General features: G+C 60.4%; 20 protein-coding genes and 1 pseudogene. 17 read left to right on the forward strand and 4 right to left on the reverse strand.

The window, feature by feature from the left end:
• Nucleotides 1-49: 49 nt before the first annotated feature.
• The 4 genes from BS626_RS13325 to BS626_RS13340 all read left to right on the forward strand — a co-directional run bounded on the left by BS626_RS13325 (nucleotide 50) and on the right by BS626_RS13340 (nucleotide 2,970).
• Entirely contained in the window at nucleotides 50-412 is a 363-nt protein-coding gene (locus tag BS626_RS13325; RefSeq protein WP_075182884.1) for a diacylglycerol kinase, read from the forward strand.
• Between the two features lie 99 nt (nucleotides 413-511).
• Nucleotides 512-1,126 (forward strand): transcriptional repressor LexA, encoded by a 615-nt coding sequence (gene lexA / locus BS626_RS13330; protein WP_075182885.1) that lies wholly within the window; start codon nucleotides 512-514, stop codon nucleotides 1,124-1,126.
• 147 nt (nucleotides 1,127-1,273) lie between these two features.
• Entirely contained in the window at nucleotides 1,274-2,599 is a 1,326-nt protein-coding gene (dinF, locus tag BS626_RS13335; protein WP_075182886.1) for an MATE family efflux transporter DinF, read from the forward strand.
• Nucleotides 2,600-2,757: 158 nt separating this feature from the next.
• Nucleotides 2,758-2,970 carry a CsbD family protein gene (locus tag BS626_RS13340; RefSeq protein WP_075182887.1) on the forward strand — a complete coding sequence of 71 codons (213 nt, stop codon included), beginning with the start codon at nucleotides 2,758-2,760 and terminating at the stop codon, nucleotides 2,968-2,970.
• 146 nt (nucleotides 2,971-3,116) lie between these two features.
• Here the strand turns inward: BS626_RS13340 and zur are convergent, their stop codons facing one another.
• Complete coding sequence (gene zur, locus BS626_RS13345; protein WP_075182888.1) at nucleotides 3,117-3,635, reverse strand: zinc uptake transcriptional repressor Zur; 519 nt, start codon at nucleotides 3,633-3,635, stop codon at nucleotides 3,117-3,119.
• Between the two features lie 448 nt (nucleotides 3,636-4,083).
• On the opposite strand from zur, the gene traF reads away from it, so the two are divergent.
• The gene (gene traF, locus BS626_RS13350) at nucleotides 4,084-5,313 is read left to right on the forward strand and encodes a conjugal transfer protein TraF (protein WP_075182889.1); all 1,230 of its coding nucleotides are present in this window, start codon (nucleotides 4,084-4,086) and stop codon (nucleotides 5,311-5,313) included.
• 13 nt (nucleotides 5,314-5,326) lie between these two features.
• Here the strand turns inward: traF and BS626_RS13355 are convergent, their stop codons facing one another.
• A complete protein-coding gene (locus tag BS626_RS13355; protein ID WP_075182890.1) occupies nucleotides 5,327-5,911 on the reverse strand; it encodes a phage antirepressor N-terminal domain-containing protein in 585 nt (194 codons plus the stop codon).
• 147 nt (nucleotides 5,912-6,058) lie between these two features.
• On the reverse strand, nucleotides 6,059-6,778 hold the full coding sequence (locus tag BS626_RS13360; protein WP_075182891.1) for a helix-turn-helix transcriptional regulator: 720 nt from the start codon (nucleotides 6,776-6,778) through the stop codon (nucleotides 6,059-6,061).
• Between the two features lie 107 nt (nucleotides 6,779-6,885).
• On the opposite strand from BS626_RS13360, the gene BS626_RS13365 reads away from it, so the two are divergent.
• The 8 genes from BS626_RS13365 (at nucleotide 6,886) to pspG (ending at nucleotide 11,291) form a co-directional block, all read left to right on the forward strand.
• On the forward strand, nucleotides 6,886-7,329 hold the full coding sequence (locus BS626_RS13365) for a PerC family transcriptional regulator (protein ID WP_075182892.1): 444 nt from the start codon (nucleotides 6,886-6,888) through the stop codon (nucleotides 7,327-7,329).
• Nucleotides 7,330-7,333: 4 nt separating this feature from the next.
• Nucleotides 7,334-7,705 carry an antiterminator Q family protein gene (locus BS626_RS13370; protein WP_075182893.1) on the forward strand — a complete coding sequence of 124 codons (372 nt, stop codon included), beginning with the start codon at nucleotides 7,334-7,336 and terminating at the stop codon, nucleotides 7,703-7,705.
• Between the two features lie 142 nt (nucleotides 7,706-7,847).
• Nucleotides 7,848-8,300: a hypothetical protein gene (locus BS626_RS13375; RefSeq protein ID WP_075182894.1), complete on the forward strand. Its 453-nt coding sequence runs from the start codon at nucleotides 7,848-7,850 to the stop codon at nucleotides 8,298-8,300.
• Nucleotides 8,287-8,628: a M15 family metallopeptidase gene (locus BS626_RS13380; RefSeq protein WP_075182895.1), complete on the forward strand. Its 342-nt coding sequence runs from the start codon at nucleotides 8,287-8,289 to the stop codon at nucleotides 8,626-8,628. The genes BS626_RS13375 and BS626_RS13380 overlap by 14 nt, the downstream gene beginning before the upstream one ends.
• Before the next feature lie 83 nt (nucleotides 8,629-8,711).
• Nucleotides 8,712-9,413: a hypothetical protein gene (locus BS626_RS13385; protein WP_240494314.1), complete on the forward strand. Its 702-nt coding sequence runs from the start codon at nucleotides 8,712-8,714 to the stop codon at nucleotides 9,411-9,413.
• A 67-nt stretch (nucleotides 9,414-9,480) separates the two neighbouring features.
• Nucleotides 9,481-9,705: a hypothetical protein gene (locus BS626_RS13390; protein ID WP_075182897.1), complete on the forward strand. Its 225-nt coding sequence runs from the start codon at nucleotides 9,481-9,483 to the stop codon at nucleotides 9,703-9,705.
• A 195-nt stretch (nucleotides 9,706-9,900) separates the two neighbouring features.
• A complete protein-coding gene (gene dusA, locus BS626_RS13395; protein WP_075182898.1) occupies nucleotides 9,901-10,890 on the forward strand; it encodes a tRNA dihydrouridine(20/20a) synthase DusA in 990 nt (329 codons plus the stop codon).
• A 167-nt stretch (nucleotides 10,891-11,057) separates the two neighbouring features.
• The gene (gene pspG, locus BS626_RS13400) at nucleotides 11,058-11,291 is read left to right on the forward strand and encodes an envelope stress response protein PspG (RefSeq protein WP_075182899.1); all 234 of its coding nucleotides are present in this window, start codon (nucleotides 11,058-11,060) and stop codon (nucleotides 11,289-11,291) included.
• A gap of 190 nt (nucleotides 11,292-11,481) precedes the next feature.
• Here the strand turns inward: pspG and BS626_RS13405 are convergent, their stop codons facing one another.
• The gene (locus BS626_RS13405) at nucleotides 11,482-12,465 is read right to left on the reverse strand and encodes an NADPH:quinone reductase (protein ID WP_075182900.1); all 984 of its coding nucleotides are present in this window, start codon (nucleotides 12,463-12,465) and stop codon (nucleotides 11,482-11,484) included.
• Nucleotides 12,466-12,549: 84 nt separating this feature from the next.
• Between BS626_RS13405 and dnaB the strand changes: the two genes are divergently transcribed.
• The 4 genes and pseudogenes from dnaB to BS626_RS13425 all read left to right on the forward strand — a co-directional run bounded on the left by dnaB (nucleotide 12,550) and on the right by BS626_RS13425 (nucleotide 16,666).
• Entirely contained in the window at nucleotides 12,550-13,959 is a 1,410-nt protein-coding gene (dnaB, locus tag BS626_RS13410) for a replicative DNA helicase (protein WP_075182901.1), read from the forward strand.
• A 127-nt stretch (nucleotides 13,960-14,086) separates the two neighbouring features.
• Nucleotides 14,087-14,546, forward strand: a pseudogene (locus BS626_RS13415) (Lrp/AsnC family transcriptional regulator).
• Nucleotides 14,547-14,793: 247 nt separating this feature from the next.
• A complete protein-coding gene (locus BS626_RS13420) occupies nucleotides 14,794-15,420 on the forward strand; it encodes a YitT family protein (RefSeq protein WP_075182902.1) in 627 nt (208 codons plus the stop codon).
• Nucleotides 15,421-15,466: 46 nt separating this feature from the next.
• Entirely contained in the window at nucleotides 15,467-16,666 is a 1,200-nt protein-coding gene (locus BS626_RS13425) for an amino acid aminotransferase (RefSeq protein WP_139308835.1), read from the forward strand.
• Nucleotides 16,667-16,739: the final 73 nt, after the last annotated feature.

A 16,739-nucleotide genomic window follows, 5' to 3' on the forward strand; every position in this document is an offset into this window, starting at 1 on the left:
AAGCGGCCACCGTGCATTGACGTCATTCACATCAAAGGGTTCCCTGATTATGGCAAATAACGCCACCGGCCTGACGCGCATTGTGAAAGCAGCGGGCTATTCGTGGAAAGGCGTGCGCGCCGCCTGGCGGCACGAAGCCGCCTTTCGTCAGGAGCTGATCGCCGTCGCGATTGCCATTCTGGTGGCCTGCTGGCTCGATATTGATACCCTCAGCCGGGTGCTGATGATTGGTTCGGTGGTGCTGGTGGTGGTGGTTGAGCTGCTGAACAGCGCAGTAGAAGCCGTGGTCGATCGCTTTGGCGGCGAGTGGCACGAACTCTCCGGGCGCGCCAAGGATATGGGCTCGGCGGCGGTGCTGATCACCCTGTTGCTGGCGGTGTACGTATGGGTAGCGCTGCTCTGGCCGTGGTAAATCGCGGGCAAACTGCTAATTTTTGGTCAATTTACGGTTTTCATCGCACAAATACCTGTATATACTCACAGGCATCTGTATAAACACCCAGGGGGCGGGATGAAAGCGTTAACGAGCAGGCAGCAACAGGTCTACGATCTGATTCGCGACCACATCACATCGACCGGTATGCCGCCAACGCGTGCCGAAATTGCCCAGCAGCTGGGCTTTCGTTCGCCTAACGCTGCGGAAGAACACCTGAAAGCACTGGCGCGCAAAGGGGTTATCGAGATCGTCTCCGGCGCTTCGCGCGGCATTCGTCTGATGATGGAAGAAGCCAACGACGGCGGGCTGCCGCTGATTGGGCGCGTGGCTGCCGGTGAACCGCTGCTGGCAGAACAACACATTGAAGGCCACTATCAGGTCGATGCTTCGCTGTTTAAACCCAGCGCCGACTTTCTGCTGCGCGTCAGCGGCATGTCGATGAAAGACATTGGCATCATGGATGGCGACCTGCTGGCAGTACACAAAACGCAGGACGTACGCAACGGTCAGGTGGTGGTGGCGCGCATCGATGATGAGGTGACCGTCAAGCGCCTGAAGCGTCAGGGCGACGTCGTCGAGCTGCTGCCGGAAAACGGCGAATTCTCCCCGATCGTGGTGGATCTCAACAGCCAGACGCTGACCATTGAAGGGCTGGCCGTGGGTGTTATCCGCAACGGCAACTGGCTGTAACCCCGCACCGTCCGCGGACGGCGTGGGGCGCCCCTCGCGCCGGCCCGATCGCGCGGGAGCCTCCGGCCCGGCGCGGGCGGCGGATGTGCGACCGACCCGCCGGACACCTCTTCGCCGATGGCGGCATCACCTGAGCTGGATACTGGAATGCGACGGCTAAACGCAACCGATATGTCCCTCTGGCGGCTGGCGCTGCCAATGATCCTGTCCAACATTACCGTTCCGCTGCTCGGCGTCGTGGATACGGCGGTGATTGGCCATCTCGACAGCCCGGTTTACCTTGGCGGCGTGGCGATTGGTACCACGGCGACCTCCTTTCTGTTTATGCTGCTGCTGTTTTTGCGTATGAGCACCACCGGGTTAACCGCCCAGGCATTTGGCGCCGGGGATCAGCCGGGGCTGGGACGGGCGTTTATCCAGCCGATGCTTCTGGCGCTGCTGGCCGGCGTGGTGATGGTACTGCTGCGCCAGCCATTAACCGAGCTGGCGCTGCAGATTACCGGCGGCAGCGAGGCGGTACAGGCCCAGGCGCGGCAGTTTATGCATCTCCGCTGGCTCGGCGCACCGGCCACGCTGATGAATCTGGTGCTGCTGGGCTGGCTGCTGGGCGTGCAGTACGCCAGGGCGCCGGTGATCCTGCTGGTGGTCGGTAACCTGGTGAATATCGTGCTGGATATCTGGCTGGTGATGGGCGTGGGGATGGGCGTGCGCGGTGCGGCACTGGCCACCATCAGCGCCGAGTACGTCACCCTCGCGTTGGGGCTCATCATGGTCTGGCGCGTCTGCCGGCGGCGCGGATTGTCGCTGGCGGTGATGCTCAGCGGCTGGCGCGGCGATCTGTCGCGCTTGCTGCGCCTGAATCGCGATATCCTGCTGCGCTCGCTGCTGCTGCAGCTTTGCTTCGCCTCACTCACCGTTCTGGGAGCGCGCCTTGGCAGCGAGGTCGTGGCCGCGAATGCCATTTTGCTGATGTTCATGACCTTCACTGCTTACGCGCTGGATGGATTTGCCTATGCGGTAGAAGCCTGCTCCGGCGAGGCGGTCGGCGCGCGCGACGCGCGGCGGTTGCGGGCGGTATGGCGGGCGGCGTGCCGCCAGGCGGGCGCCGTGGCGCTGGCCTTTTCACTGCTTTGGCTGATTGCCGGTACGCAGATCATTGCCATGCTGACCTCGCTGCCGGCGCTGCGCGAGCTGGCCGGCCACTATCTGATCTGGCAGGTGATCATCCCGCTGGCCGGCGTCTGGTGCTACTTGCTGGACGGCATGTTTATCGGCGCCACGCGCGGTGCCGATATGCGTAACAGTATGGCGGTGGCGGCGCTGGGCTTTTTCCTGACCTTGCTGACGCTGCCGCTGCTGGGAAATCACGCGCTGTGGCTGGCGGTCACGGTCTTTTTGCTGCTGCGCGGGATGGCGCTGGGCTGGATTTGGCACCGCCACCAGCAGCGCGGCAGCTGGTTCTCCGCCGCCTGAGGTTATACAGAATCGTCTTAGAATTCACTATTTTGGATTAACATTCTGTTCATGCCGGGAAAACTCAGGATTACCCGCTACAATTTAGGGTGAGTTCAGTAAATGAGGGCGGCAACAGGCTGCCTGACTCATCCCATCAATGGAACAGGAGTCCGGACATGAATAGCGATAAACTGGAAGGCAACTGGAAGCAATTCAAAGGGACTGTCAAAGAGAAATGGGGCAAGCTGACCGATGACGATGTCACGGTGATTGAAGGGAAGCGCGATCAGCTGGTCGGTAAAATTCAGGAACGCTACGGCTACGCTAAAGATGAAGCCGAGCGCGAGGTGAAACACTGGGAAGAGAGTAACAAAGACTTCCGCTGGTAACCCGCGCTAACCGATGGCACAGGGATGTGCGCACGGCCTCTCCACACCACGACCTTTCCCCAGAATCTATATGCGGCATGCTGCCCGCCACGCCGGTCACCTTCGTCTTTGATGCGCTTCCCTGCACCGTTTCGTCAGGACAGCGATCAGCGCCCCCGCTTTTTACCGGATGACAGCTGATGGTCGTGCGCGCAGTGCTCCCGGTCATCACAGGCCTCAACCTTTTCACAGCCACTGCACAGGCCGTGGGCTTCAATCACGCTGTGACGCAGGCTAAAGCGGCTGTTGCGCGCGACCCGCTGTAAGATCTCCTCAGCGCCATCCGCCTGCTGCTCCGTTACGCCGCCGCAGCGATCGCAAATCAGCATCACCGACGTGTGCATTGGCTCCTGGAAATGGTGGCAGACGACATAGCTGTTAGTGGACTCGACGCGGTGAATAAAGCCCTGCTCCAGCAGAAAATCGAGCGCGCGATAGATCGTTGGCGGCTTAGCCTGCGGCTCGCTGACGCGAAGCAAATCCAGCAGGTCATAGGCGCTGATGGCGCCGGGTTGCAGCGTCATCAGGCGCAGCACTTCCAGCCGCTGCGGCGTTAAACGCACGCTGCGCTGCTGGCAAATCGCTTCCGCCTGGCTGAGCAGGGATTCAGAGGTAGGGGTTGGCATCACGCATCGCTTCCGGTTGGCTGAATACACAGGTTGTAATGTTATCACACCTTGTACCAAAACGCCGTTTGCGGTTTTTTTCGCCGCAACCGACGCTTTAGTGCCCGTCGCGCGCGTTTTTTATCACTTTCCCCACCGTCAAACCTGGCCAAATTGATAAGAGTACCTTTTGTTTTTGCTTCGAAATCGTTAATAGAGTGTGTTATCTGTTGCACTCTTTGTCAGTGCTGGCTATGGTTTGCAGGGGAGCGCATTCTGCTCTCGCATATTGACGAGTCAGGAAGACTGAACAATCGCCGGGTCATACGCGAACTTAAAATAACAATTCATTGATTACCCTCATTAATTTGTCTTAATTCACAGCAATGAGTGACCGCCTGGATGTTAACAATAGCGGTCAAATTGTCGCAGTTCTCTGTGAAAACACTTTAACGATGGGCGTTGGCATATGACAGTCAAAATCAAGCAGAAGGCGGGCGCGTGGTTGGCCCCGACGTTACTGATCCTGCCGGTAAGCGCGTTGGCGGCGGGCAGCTACGTTGAGGCGCGGAACGACGCCATGGGCGGTACCGGCGTGGCCTCATCGCACTACGGTGCCGCGGCGCTGGCAAACCCAGCCTTAATGACCCGCGCCGAACCGGAAGATCGTATCAGCATGATACTGCCGGCGGCAGGGATTCGGATCAGCGACCAAGATCACCTCACCGACCGCGTCGACGATATCAGTAACAGCGTGGACGGCTATCGCGGTCTGGCCAACGGCTTCACCTTTGCTGACTATCCTAAACTGCAGGCCGCCGCCGGGGATCTGGCGCAGCAGCTGCGCAACCTTCGCGGCAACACCGCCCGCGGCAGCGCCGGCGCTTCGCTGGTGATAACCGTCCCCACTGAACAGCTGGATGTTGCCTTTGTAAGCCGCGCGTCGGGCACCGCGAGCCTCGCGACCACCATCTCCCAGGGAGACATTGATTATCTGCAGGGCGTTGCGGACGGTACGGTGTTTCCGTTTCCGGGAGACCAAAATCGCCTGACTTCGCAGGGCCGGGTCCGTGCGGCGCTGGTGACCGATTACGGCGTCGCGATGGCGAAAGAGGTGGCAATCGCCGGCCACCCGATATCCTTTGGCCTGACCCCCAAGCTGCAAAAAACCTGGCTTTGGAACTACAACGTGTCGGTCTACAACTATGATAAGTCTGACGTCACCGATGGCCGCAACCGCACCAGCGATACTGGCTTTAACCTTGATGCCGGCGCGGCGACCGACGTGGGTGAACACTGGACGCTGGGGCTAAGCGCACAGAATCTGGTGCCGCGCGATATCGATACCAAAGAGGTAGGCGGGGTGAAAGATACCTGGCGGATGCGTCCGCTGGTCACCAGCGGTGTGGCCTGGCATACCGATCGTCTGACGACGGCGCTGGATGTCGATCTGACGCCGACGAAAGGGTTTCGCTCGCTGAGCGACAGCCAGTATGCCGGTGCCGGGATCGAGTACCGGCTGGCGGAGTGGCTGCAGCTGCGGGCCGGCTACCGCGCGGATATGAAAGGGACGGACGCGAACGTTGCGACCGCGGGGGTGGGCTTCTCTCCCTTCCAGCGCGTGCATCTCGACCTGACCGGCCTCGCCGGTGAAGATCGCACCTGGGGTGCGGTTGCCCAGCTGGGATTCACGTTCTGATCTCCTGCTGGATTCAGCCTGCGCCGCGGTGGCGCAGGCGCTGATCCACTTTGCACAGCAGCGCAGAGGTCTCACTGAAGCGATCGTGCAATTGCCCAACCAGCGGCGAATTCAAACGCTGCAGCGCCGGGGCGATATTCTCCTGCCAGGCTTGCAAAATTTCCGTGAAGTGTTCGGTGGCAATCGCCACGTAATAGGCGCTTTCTTCATCGCAATGCGGCGGAGCGTCGCCGGCGCAGTAGCGCGGAAAATAGCCTGATAGCACCTGAAAACACTCCTCCTGCCAGAGCCGTACGGTGGGGCGCAGCCCGGGGCGCAGGCGCTGCGGATTCAGACTGAATAACCAGCCATTAAGCTTGCGCAGCGGGATACAGAGGCTGCGTCGTTGGCGTTCCCCCCCGCCCGGCGCCAGCGCCGCGAGCGCGACGGTGCCGAACTTGTCCCGCTGGCGCATCAGCTTTTGTCGCTGGGGAGGCCACGTCATACCGAGGGAGTCGACAATCTGTCGCATCGGGACATAGACGTCTCCGCGGTGTGGGATCACGGTGAGGGTATGCTGACGGAAAACAATCTTAATGGCTGCAGCGTCCGGCGTCATGAGCCGTTTCTCCTGTAAGCAAAGCGAGCGAACATCCCCGCGCTACGCCCGCGGGCGAGCGTATCGGCAGCACCGATACGACTTAAAATACTGTATATTTAAACAGCATAAGTATTTCTACTGTTTGACAAGTTTTTCCGCTCATAATCAGGCCAGACGCTTATTGCTAACCGTTTGTCTTAGCAATACTTTTGCCATGATAAAAAACTGATCTTCGTCATTTTCATCAATGGTCCACTCCTTATAAAGCGGATTGTCTGAGAGCACCAGCAGCGCATTTTTGCGCATCTGTAGCCGCTTCACGTGCAGGGTTTTGCCAAACACGAACACATAGATACCGTCGCCGTCGAAACGGTTGACGTTCATGTCCAGAAAAATATGGTCGCCCGGATCCAGCGTGCCGGCCATGGAGTCACCGCGCACGGTGATCACCTTGACGGTGTCGCAGGGGCGCTGGCCAAACAGCGCTCGCGCCTGTTCAGGGGCATATTCAATCGCCCGCAGCGTGTCGACGACGTCGGAGACCATCAGACAGCCCGGTCCGGCGCTGGCCTGCACGTCCAGCAGCTCTACGCGATAGGCCGCGGGGCGCCGATTTTCGCCTGACGGCAGGCGCGGTGCCGCTCGCTCCTCCTCACCGTAGCCCAGCAGCCAGTCTCCTGGGGCCTCCACCAGCGCGGCCAGCGCCTGCAGTTTGGCCCGGCGCGGCATGGCTTCACCGTTAAACCATTTGCTCACGGCCTTTGGCGTGACGCCCAGCGCCGCGGCCAGCGTCGCCTGACGACCGTGCGGTTCAATGCCGGCTCTGTCGCAGGCCAGCGTCAGTCGGCGGATGAATATGTTACGTGCCTGATCTTCTGCAACCATGTTGTCAATCCTGGTGGGGTTGTAAGAACGGAAAGTTCTGGTGTAACCTGAACTAAAAGTACACCATTACTGTACTTAAAGTTCAATTATAGCCGGAGTCAGTCAAGATGAACAGCGTTGAGTTAGTGATCGATTTTATTGCCCGCCACCCGGGGGCCAGCGCCAAAAGCATTATGCACGGTACCGGGCTGGGACCTTATGCGCTGCGGCACGTGCTGGCCGGGCTGGCCGCGCGGGATCTGATTCGCCAGACGCGGTCAACATCCCGGCCGCTGTGCTGGTGGCCCTGCCACACCGCAGCGGAGCGGGAAGGGGAACACGCCGCCTGGTATCAGCTGCGCGAAAAGGCGCAGGCGCTGGAGCGTAAAGGATTTTGGCACCGCGCGGCCGGCGTATGGCTGCAGGCGCTGGATGCCACCGCTGAGGAGACGCTGCGCCATCGCGCCGCGCGCCATCGTAGCCGCTGTCTGCAGCGGGCCGCACGCCGCGGTGAGCCGTATGACGGCATCGCCATTGCCGCGGTCGAAGGCATCGATACCTGGGGGCTGTAATCGTATGACGCAGGAGAGAGGGGAGCCGTTACCGGTTCAGCTGGTACTTGAGCGGTGGGGAGACTGGTCGCGTGCAAGGCTCACCATGGCGCGCCCGCGGATGAGGGCCGCGGGAGCCGCGGACGGGTGCAGCGATAGCGATGGATACCGTATTGAGCGCTGTATTGATCAGCTCCGGCACTATCGTGCGCAAGAAGCTGCCTTATTGCAGCAGCATTACATTGAAGGCATCCCTAAACGCGCGCTGGCGCGAAAAATAAAATTATCCGAAGGGATGGTGAGAATGAAGCTGCAAACCGCGGAGGGGTTTATCGCCGGGTGTTTGGCCGCGCAAGAAACACCGCTGGAGATGGCGGGATTATTCCCGATTGAATAGCGTCAGCGTTTTTGGGGCGGTCATGCGTTACGCGTTTTCCAGGTTACTGTCATCAAACGGGTTCCGCAATCAGCCACACACCCGGTAATAGGATGAATGCCATGGATGCGTACCTGCCGTTGACGAAAAGAGGTGAGCAATCATGGCCTTCGAAACGATCGATAATGAAACCCTGCTGGCCGCAGGCGGCGCGATTTCTGTCGCCATTAATGGCTGGATGGCACTCAATCGTTATTGGAACGCTATGCGGGCAAGGAATGCGAATGATAGTCAGCACGTGGATATGCTGGAACGTCAGCAGCACTACATTGCCCGCCTGGAAAGTACCAATCAGCAGCTGCGTGAAGACATTGCCCTCCGCGACGGGGCGTTACGCGATGACTGGAAAACCCTGAGCGCACTGCAGGCCAGACTGCGTCTGATTGACAATGCGCACACCTGTTGGGACACACACCATGAAGGGAGTCGGCAGCAGATCGCCGATCTGACCGCCGCGCACCGGCGACTGGTAGAGGAGGTTGCCCAGCTGCGCGACGCGCTGGCGGCAGGGCGAAATTTCACAGCACCTTTGGAGGGGCACGATGACACTCAGTAACAAGCAGCAGCAATTTAGCCTGATGGTGGCGAGGCTGATTCTCCATGCCGATCGGCAGGGTTATGGCCTGACGCTGGGGGAAGCCTGGCGACCGCCCGAGCAGGCGCTGCGCAACCAGCGCGCCGGCAACGGCATTGCGAACAGTTTGCATACGCTAAGGCTGGCCATCGATTTGAATTTGTTTATCGCCGGAGAGTATCAGTCGCGCTCCGAGGCCTGGGCGCCGCTTGGTGCGTACTGGGAATCGCTGGGCGGAAGCTGGGGCGGACGATTTAAGCCGCGGGCAGACGGTAATCATTTCAGTCTTGAGCATCAGGGGATCCGTTAAGGCAACTGCCGGGATAGTCGACACTGCGCAGCAGCCCTGCGCGATCGTGTATTTGAGCCGTTAACACTGACCAAGGAGTGATGATGTTTTCTTATCTCTGTAACTTTGAACATACCATCAAAAATAAACTGAACCAGTCACTGTCTGATTGCCAAACGGCATCACAGCTGGCGCCTTTTATTAATGACTGCATCTTCGAGCGGTATCCGGTGACCCTCGCTCCGCGTGAGGCCAGCGTGATTATTGGGCTGGCTTTCGGTAACCGGGAAAACCGTTCAGGCAATCCGAACGAGCTGGCGGAGCCGGGACCGATGAACGAAGCGCTGGCCCACTGCTGCGCCACCGTTTATCGTCAGAAAAAAATGCCGCTGTATTTGCAGTGGGAAATCGCGCGCTTTTTTCAGGCGGGGGGCTTTCCGGATATTCCGCTGCGCGATGTGTATTCCATTGAGCCAGACTGGGATGCGCAACATAACCTCGTGTATCTCAGTACCGATGGCGTGGTAAAAGCCATTATCGACGATCACTTTGACGGCGAGGCCAGCGCCGTCGGTAAGGCCGTGGTCATTGGCCACCGTGACCACGTTAAGCGCTGTGTAAAAACCTGCCGGGCGCGCGGAATTGCCGCGTATGCCTCGCGCGGTATCACGCTGCCGGTGTGGTACGACCCGCACTCCTGGCAGGCGTGGACGCGTCGGCGTGATCTTTACGTGCTGCAGGATATGGCCGCGCAAATGATGGCTCAGGCGCAAAGCAACGTTGAACAGGCTGCTGCATCGCAGTAATACCGGCGGCAGACGAAGGCGGGCGGGCGCTGCGGCACCCGCCCGCTGAACAAGCGCAGGAGGAACCATGAAGAAGAGTCGACTGGTCAAGGACTGGCGGTGTGGCTGGCGCTGGCACTCCACGCGAGCGCTGCTGGCGCTGGGATTGCTGCCCACGCTGTGGGCTGAGCTTCCGGCGGAGTGGCGGGCAGAATTTCCCGCCAGCGGGCTGCGGTTGATGGCGCTGTTGGTGATGCTGGCTGGGCTGATCGGGCGGGTGGTGCAACAGCCGCCGGCGGGTAAGACGCGGTGATGCCGTTCGCGCCTGCACGGCCGGGGGCTGATGCAGGCACCCCCGGCGTCGCTTCACGCTGCGACGATGGCGGGATAAACCGCGTGTGGAAGGGCCCTCCCCGCCGGGGCCGGGCGGCAGACGCGGCATTTTGTCGCGTCCTGTGTTATCCTTGCGCACATTATCATCACGCTTAACCCCGGATCCCTGCGTTTCATGAGTCAGCCATTACCTTCCCTGCGTTTTTCCGTTGCCCCGATGCTCGACTGGACCGATCGTCACTGTCGCTATTTCCACCGTCAGCTAACCCGCCAGGCGCTGCTGTATACCGAGATGGTCACCACAGGTGCCATCATTCACGGTAAAGGGGATTATCTGCACTACAGCGAGGCGGAGCAGCCGGTGGCGCTGCAGCTGGGCGGAAGCGATCCGGCGGCGCTGGCGCAGTGTGCCAGGCTGGCGGAGGCGCGCGGCTATAATGAGGTGAATCTCAACGTCGGCTGCCCCTCCGATCGCGTGCAGAACGGGCGCTTTGGCGCCTGCCTGATGGGGGAGGCCGCGCTGGTGGCGGACTGCGTGAAGGCGATGCGCGACGCCGTATCGATCCCGGTGACGGTAAAAACCCGCATCGGCATTGATGAGCAGGACAGCTATGCCTTTCTGGTGGATTTTGTCGGGACGGTCGCCGAGCGCGGCGGCTGCGAGACCTTTATCATTCATGCGCGTAAAGCGTGGCTCTCCGGCCTGAGTCCAAAAGAGAATCGTGAGATCCCGCCGCTGGACTACCCACGCGTCTGGCAGCTGAAAAAAGCGTTTCCGCAGCTCACCATGGCCATCAACGGCGGAATTAAAACGCTGGCCGAGGCGCGTCAGCATCTGGAACACGTGGACGGCGTGATGGTTGGGCGCGAGGCCTACCAAAATCCCAGCCTGCTGCTGGGCGTGGATCGCGAGATCTTCGGCGTCGCCGCCGCCGCCGTGAGTGCGGTCGACGCGGTGCGCGCCATGTATCCGTATATCGAAGCCGAGCTGCAGCAGGGGACCTATCTCGGTCACGTTACCCGGCACATGCTCGGTCTGTTCCAGGGGATCCCCGGTGCGCGTCAGTGGCGCCGCTACCTGAGCGAAAATGCCCACAAACCGGGGGCCGATCTGCGTGTGGTCGAGCATGCGCTGTCGCTGGTGGCAGAGCGCGCGATCGCCTGATCGGCGAGCCTGGTCATTTTTACGCCTCGAGGCGGTGAAATTGACCAGTAATTCCCGCCTCTTTCGAGCCAGTTTCAAGCTATTCAGTGGGTTATCCCGCGGTATTCGTTGGCACGCTTCTTGAAAGGTTTGCCTGAATCCGTTAATGATCGTGCTGGAGTCGCGCCATGGAACTGTTATTTGTGCTGGGATTTTTCGTCATGCTGATGCTGACCGGCGTATCGCTATTGGGCGTACTGGCGGCGCTGGCGGTGGCCACGGTGGTGATGGTGGTCGGTGGGTTGCTGATGCTGGTGATTCACGTCCTGCCGTGGCTGCTGCTGGCGGTGGCCGCGGTGTGGCTATGGCGGCGTTGGCAGGGGGGGCGCCATCTCCCCCGCCGCTGGCGGCAGCAGGGCTGAGTGGAATGTGGTGCAGATCACATCCTCGGCTTTTGCCTGCGCGTTACGCCGTGATAACATATTTTTTACTTATGTTTTCTGTCACACTGGTTCCACCAAAGTGAACTGAATTCACTGCCGCTGACCCTACAAGCAGCGAACAAAAATAATAAACCCCCTCAGGGCTTCCTTACGGAAGCCCTTTTTTCATTCAGGGGATCAGCAGGCTGGAGCCTTGGGTGCGGCGGCCCTGCAGCGCTTCGTGGGCGCGCGACGCGTCGCGCAGGGCAAACTGCTGTGATGCCGGCACCGCGACGTCAATTGCCCCGCTGGCCAGCAGGGAAAAGAGCGCGTTACTGGCAATGCGCAGCGTCTCGCGATCGCGAATATAGCCGTTGAGCGAGGGGCGGGTGACGTAGAGGGAGCCTTTCTGGTTAAGGATAGCCAGATCCACGCCGGTGACCGGACCGGAGGCGTTGCCGAAGCTGACCATCAGCCCGCGCGGCCGCAGGCAGTCAAGCGAGGCTTCCCAGGTGGCTTTGCCCACCGAGTCATATACCACCGCTACCTTGTTACCGTCGGTCAGTTCGCTGAGCCGGGCGGCAATTGGCTCCTGATTGTAGTTGATGGTCGCCCAGGCCCCGGCCGCCTTCGCCCGTGCGGCTTTTTCAGCCGAACCGACGGTGCCTATCAGATGGGCGCCCAGCGCTTTTGCCCACTGGCAGGCGATCAGCCCGACGCCGCCAGCGGCGGCGTGAAACAGAAAAGTGTCGCCTGGCTTGATGTGCCAGGTTTGCCGCAGCAGATAGTAGACGGTTAATCCTTTCAGAAATGAGGCGGCGGCCTGCGCAAAGGTGATGCCGTCCGGCAGCCGCGCCAGTTTATCCTGATCGACGCAGTGGTATTCGCTGTAGGCACCGGGCGAGGACTGGGCATAAACCACCCGATCGCCCGGCTGCAGGCCGGTCACGTCGGCCCCGACCTTTTTCACCACGCCGGCGGCTTCGGTCCCGAGACCCGACGGCAGCGACGGCGCCGGGTAGAGGCCGCTGCGTACGTAGGTATCGATATAGTTAACGCCGATCGCCTTGTTCTCTACCAGCACCTGCTGCGGGCCGGGATCGCTGACCTCGACGTCGACCCAGCGCAGCACTTCCGGTCCACCGTACTGCTGGAATTCAATCCGCTTTGCCATGCTCTCTCCTTTTCTCCGGTTGGGTTGCACACGCCGGGACGGTATACTGGCGCGTCCTCAACTGAATTCGGTAACGCACCCACTATGGCAGGAAAACAACCCGGCAACAAATCCACTGAACCGCGCGATCGTCAGGTCGAAGGCCTGAAGCTGCCGCCCCATTCGCTGGAGGCCGAGCAGTCGGTTCTCGGCGGATTAATGCTGGATAACGAACGCTGGGATAACGTTGCTGAGCGCGTGGTGGCAAAAGACTTTTTCAGCCGCCCGCATCGGCTGATCTTTACCGAGATGCAGAAGCTGCTGGAGGCCAGCAAGCCGATCGATTTGATCACCCTCTCTGAATCGCTGGAGACCAAAGGTGAACTGGAGATGGTTGGCGGCTTCGCCTACCTGGCCGAGCTGTCAAAAAACACCCCCAGCGCAGCGAACATCAGCGCCTATGCCGATATCGTGCGCGAGCGGGCGGTGGTGCGCGAGATGATTGCCGTCGCCAATGAAATCGCCGACGCCGGCTACGATCCGCAGGGGCGCAGCAGTGAAGACCTGCTGGACCTGGCGGAGTCACGGGTATTTCAGATTGCGGAAAATCGCGCCAACAAAGATGAAGGCCCGAAGGGGGTGGATGCCATCCTCGAGGCGACCATCTCGCGCATCGAATCACTCTACCAGATGCCCCACGATGGGGTGACTGGCGTCGATACCGGCTACAACGATCTGAATAAAAAAACCGCCGGCCTGCAGGGATCGGATCTGATCATCGTTGCGGCGCGTCCCTCGATGGGGAAAACCACCTTCGCCATGAACCTGTGTGAAAACGCCGCGATGACCCAGGAAAAACCGGTGCTGATTTTCAGCCTCGAGATGCCCGGTGAGCAGCTGATGATGCGTATGCTGGCGTCGCTGTCGCGCGTTGACCAGACGCGGATCCGTACCGGCCAGCTCGACGATGAAGACTGGGCTCGTATCTCCAGCACCATGGGGATCCTGATTGAAAAGAAAAACATGTATATCGATGACTCCTCCGGCCTGACGCCGACCGAAGTGCGCTCCCGCGCGCGTCGCGTCTACCGCGAGAACGGTGGTCTGAGCATGATAATGATCGACTACCTGCAGCTGATGCGCGTGCCGTCGCTGTCGGATAACCGTACGCTGGAGATTGCCGAAATCTCCCGCTCGCTGAAGGCGCTGGCGAAAGAGCTGAACGTGCCGGTGGTGGCCCTGTCGCAGCTGAATCGCTCGCTGGAGCAGCGCGCTGATAAGCGCCCGGTAAACTCGGACCTGCGTGAGTCCGGCTCTATTGAGCAGGATGCCGACCTGATCATGTTTATTTATCGCGATGAGGTCTATCACGAGAACAGCGATTTGAAAGGCATCGCCGAAATCATTATCGGTAAGCAGCGTAATGGCCCGATAGGCAGCGTACGCCTCACCTTTAATGGTCAGTGGTCACGTTTCGATAACTACGCCGGGCCGGCCTACGACGACGAATACTGATCCCGCGCGGGGCAGTGTCCGGATGCACACTTTGTGCATCCGCAGCGCGTCATCACCCAATCGTGTTGGACAGCCCGGCTACGCATGCGCTTAGCTGATGGCGACTGACGGTGAAGACCGCCCCATCATGACCTGTACCCTGGATGATTACGATCTGTCCCTGCTCTCTTTGCTGGAAGCCAATGGCCGGCTGACTAATCACGAGCTGAGCGAACGGATTGGCCTGTCCGCCTCGCAGTGCTCGCGCCGGCGGATTTGCCTTGAGTCAAGCGGCGCTATCCTGGGCTATCACGCCAGGCCAGCGCATCACCGGCCAGATCGAGGTGTGGTTGATAAGCCATACCGACGATCACGTCGCCAGTTTTCACCGGATGGTGGCGGAGGGGAGCGCCATGGTGGACGCCTGGAAGACCACCGGCGACGCTGACTACCTGCTAAAGGTCGCGGTGCGTGATTTAGCCGGCCTGAGCGTCCTGTTCAGCCAGCTGGCGGCCGGCCTCCGCAGCGTGTCCCACGTGAAGACCTCGGGGGTGCTGAGCCGGTTGAAAGAAAACGGCCTGATGCATCTGCCGCCGGAGCCGGTATAGCGCCCCACGATGGGGCATTGCCGCACCCGCAGGGGGCACGCTTGCCCCGCCGGGCGCGATATGTGTAACGCACCGCCTGTTAGTGCACGTTATGCGCAGCCTCTGCCGCCAGTGCGCACCAATGTGAGCATTTAAAGCGTAAATTATTCAATGGGTTAATCATTATCACCGTCCGGTGAGAGACGTCTACCGCCGGATTGGTGTGCTTTTTGCTGTCTCACGGTATCCTGACTGTGAGAGCCCCGTAATGGAAAATTTACTGCGTCCGACCCGTATTCCCCACTCCCTGACCGAAGATGCCCTGGCGCTGCTGTTTGGCACGCTGATGGTGTCATTTGGCGTGGTGCTGCTGCGCCAGGCCGGGGCGCTGACCGGCGGCACCGCCGGGCTGGCATTTTTAATTCACTACGCCAGCGGACTCTCCTTTGGCGGCGCATTTTTTCTGCTGAATGTGCCTTTTTACTGGCTGGCGCTGAAGCGGATGGGGCGGGCGTTTACCCTGAAAACCTTTTGCGCCGTGGCGCTGGTCTCACTGTTTAGCGATCTGCACGGGCGGTTGATGCATTTTGATGCGCTGAATCCCTGGTATGCGACGCTGTTGGGTAGCGTGATCATGGGAATAGGGTTTATTGTGTTGTTTCGCCATCAGGCCAGCCTGGGCGGCGTCAATATTCTGGCGCTGTGGCTGCAGGACAACGTTGGCCTGCGCGCCGGTAAGCTGCAGATGGCGGTAGACTGCGTCGTGGTGCTGGCCTCGCTGTGGTTGGTCTCGCTGCCGATGCTGCTGGCGTCGGTCGCCGGTGCGGCAATCATGAACCTGATTATTGCCATGAATCACCGCCCCGGCCGCTACGATGCCGCATCGCGCGGCTGATTATTGTCCCGTCAGGGACGGTCTGACATTTTTGGAGAGTGACACTGTGTTTCAAAACGTTGATGCCTATGCGGGCGACCCGATCCTGTCGTTAATGGAAGCCTTTAAGCAGGATGGGCGTAGCCATAAAGTCAACCTGAGTATCGGGCTGTACTATGACGAGCAGGGCATCATTCCGCAGCTCGACGCCGTGAGCCAGGCGCGTGCGCGTCTGAACGCGCTGCCGGCGGAAGCCTCGCTCTACCTGCCGATGGAAGGGCTGGCGCCCTATCGCCAGGCGATCGGTCCGCTGCTGTTTGGTGCCGATCATCCGGCGCTGCAGAGCGGTCGCATCGCGACCATTCAAACCCTCGGTGGCTCCGGCGCGCTGAAGGTCGGCGCGGATTTCCTGAAGCGCTACTTCCCGGACTCCCAAGTGTGGGTCAGCGATCCGACCTGGGAAAACCACGTGGCGATTTTTAACGGCGCCGGCTTCACCGTCAATACTTATCCGTGGTACGACAGCGAGACGCACGGCGTGAAGTTTGCGGCCTTTATTGCCGCGCTGGAGGCACTGCCGGCGCGGAGCATCGTACTGCTGCATCCGTGCTGCCATAACCCGACCGGTGCGGATCTGACGCCGGCGCAGTGGGATGTGGTTACCGGGGTGCTGAAAGCGCGTGAGCTGATCCCGTTTCTCGATATTGCTTATCAGGGTTTTGGCAGCGGCATGGACGAGGATGCTTACGCGATGCGGGTGATTGCGGCCGCGGGCATTCCGGCGCTGGTCAGCAACTCGTTTTCTAAAATCTTCTCACTTTACGGCGAGCGCGTCGGCGGGCTGTCGGTCATTTGCGAAGACGCAGAGGCCGCCTCGCGCGTGCTCGGTCAGCTGAAAGCCACGGTGCGGCGCAACTACTCCAGCCCGGCCAACTTCGGCGCGCAGCTGGTCTCCTGCGTGCTCAACGATCCGGCGCTGAAGGCCAACTGGCTGGCGGAAGTCGACAGAATGCGCCTGCACATCCTCGATATGCGTCAGGCACTGGTGCAGGTGTTGAGCGAAGCGCTGCCGGGCAGGAACGTAGACTACCTGCTCACTCAGCGTGGGATGTTCAGCTACACCGGGCTGACCCCGGCGCAGGTCGATCGGCTGCGCGAAGAGTATGCGATTTACCTGGTCGGCAGCGGGCGGATGTGCGTGGCCGGCCTCAACAGCCGCAACGTACATCAGGTGGCGGAAGCCTTTGCCGCCGTGCTGACGCACTAAACCTCCTCGCCCCGCCCGCGCGGGGCACTTTTTTTAAGCCCCTTTCCGACGCATCGGGTTGTCCTTTCCACCG

Source organism: Pantoea sp. 1.19 (genome assembly GCF_001922585.1).
Taxonomy (GTDB): Bacteria; Pseudomonadota; Gammaproteobacteria; order Enterobacterales; family Enterobacteriaceae; genus 1-19.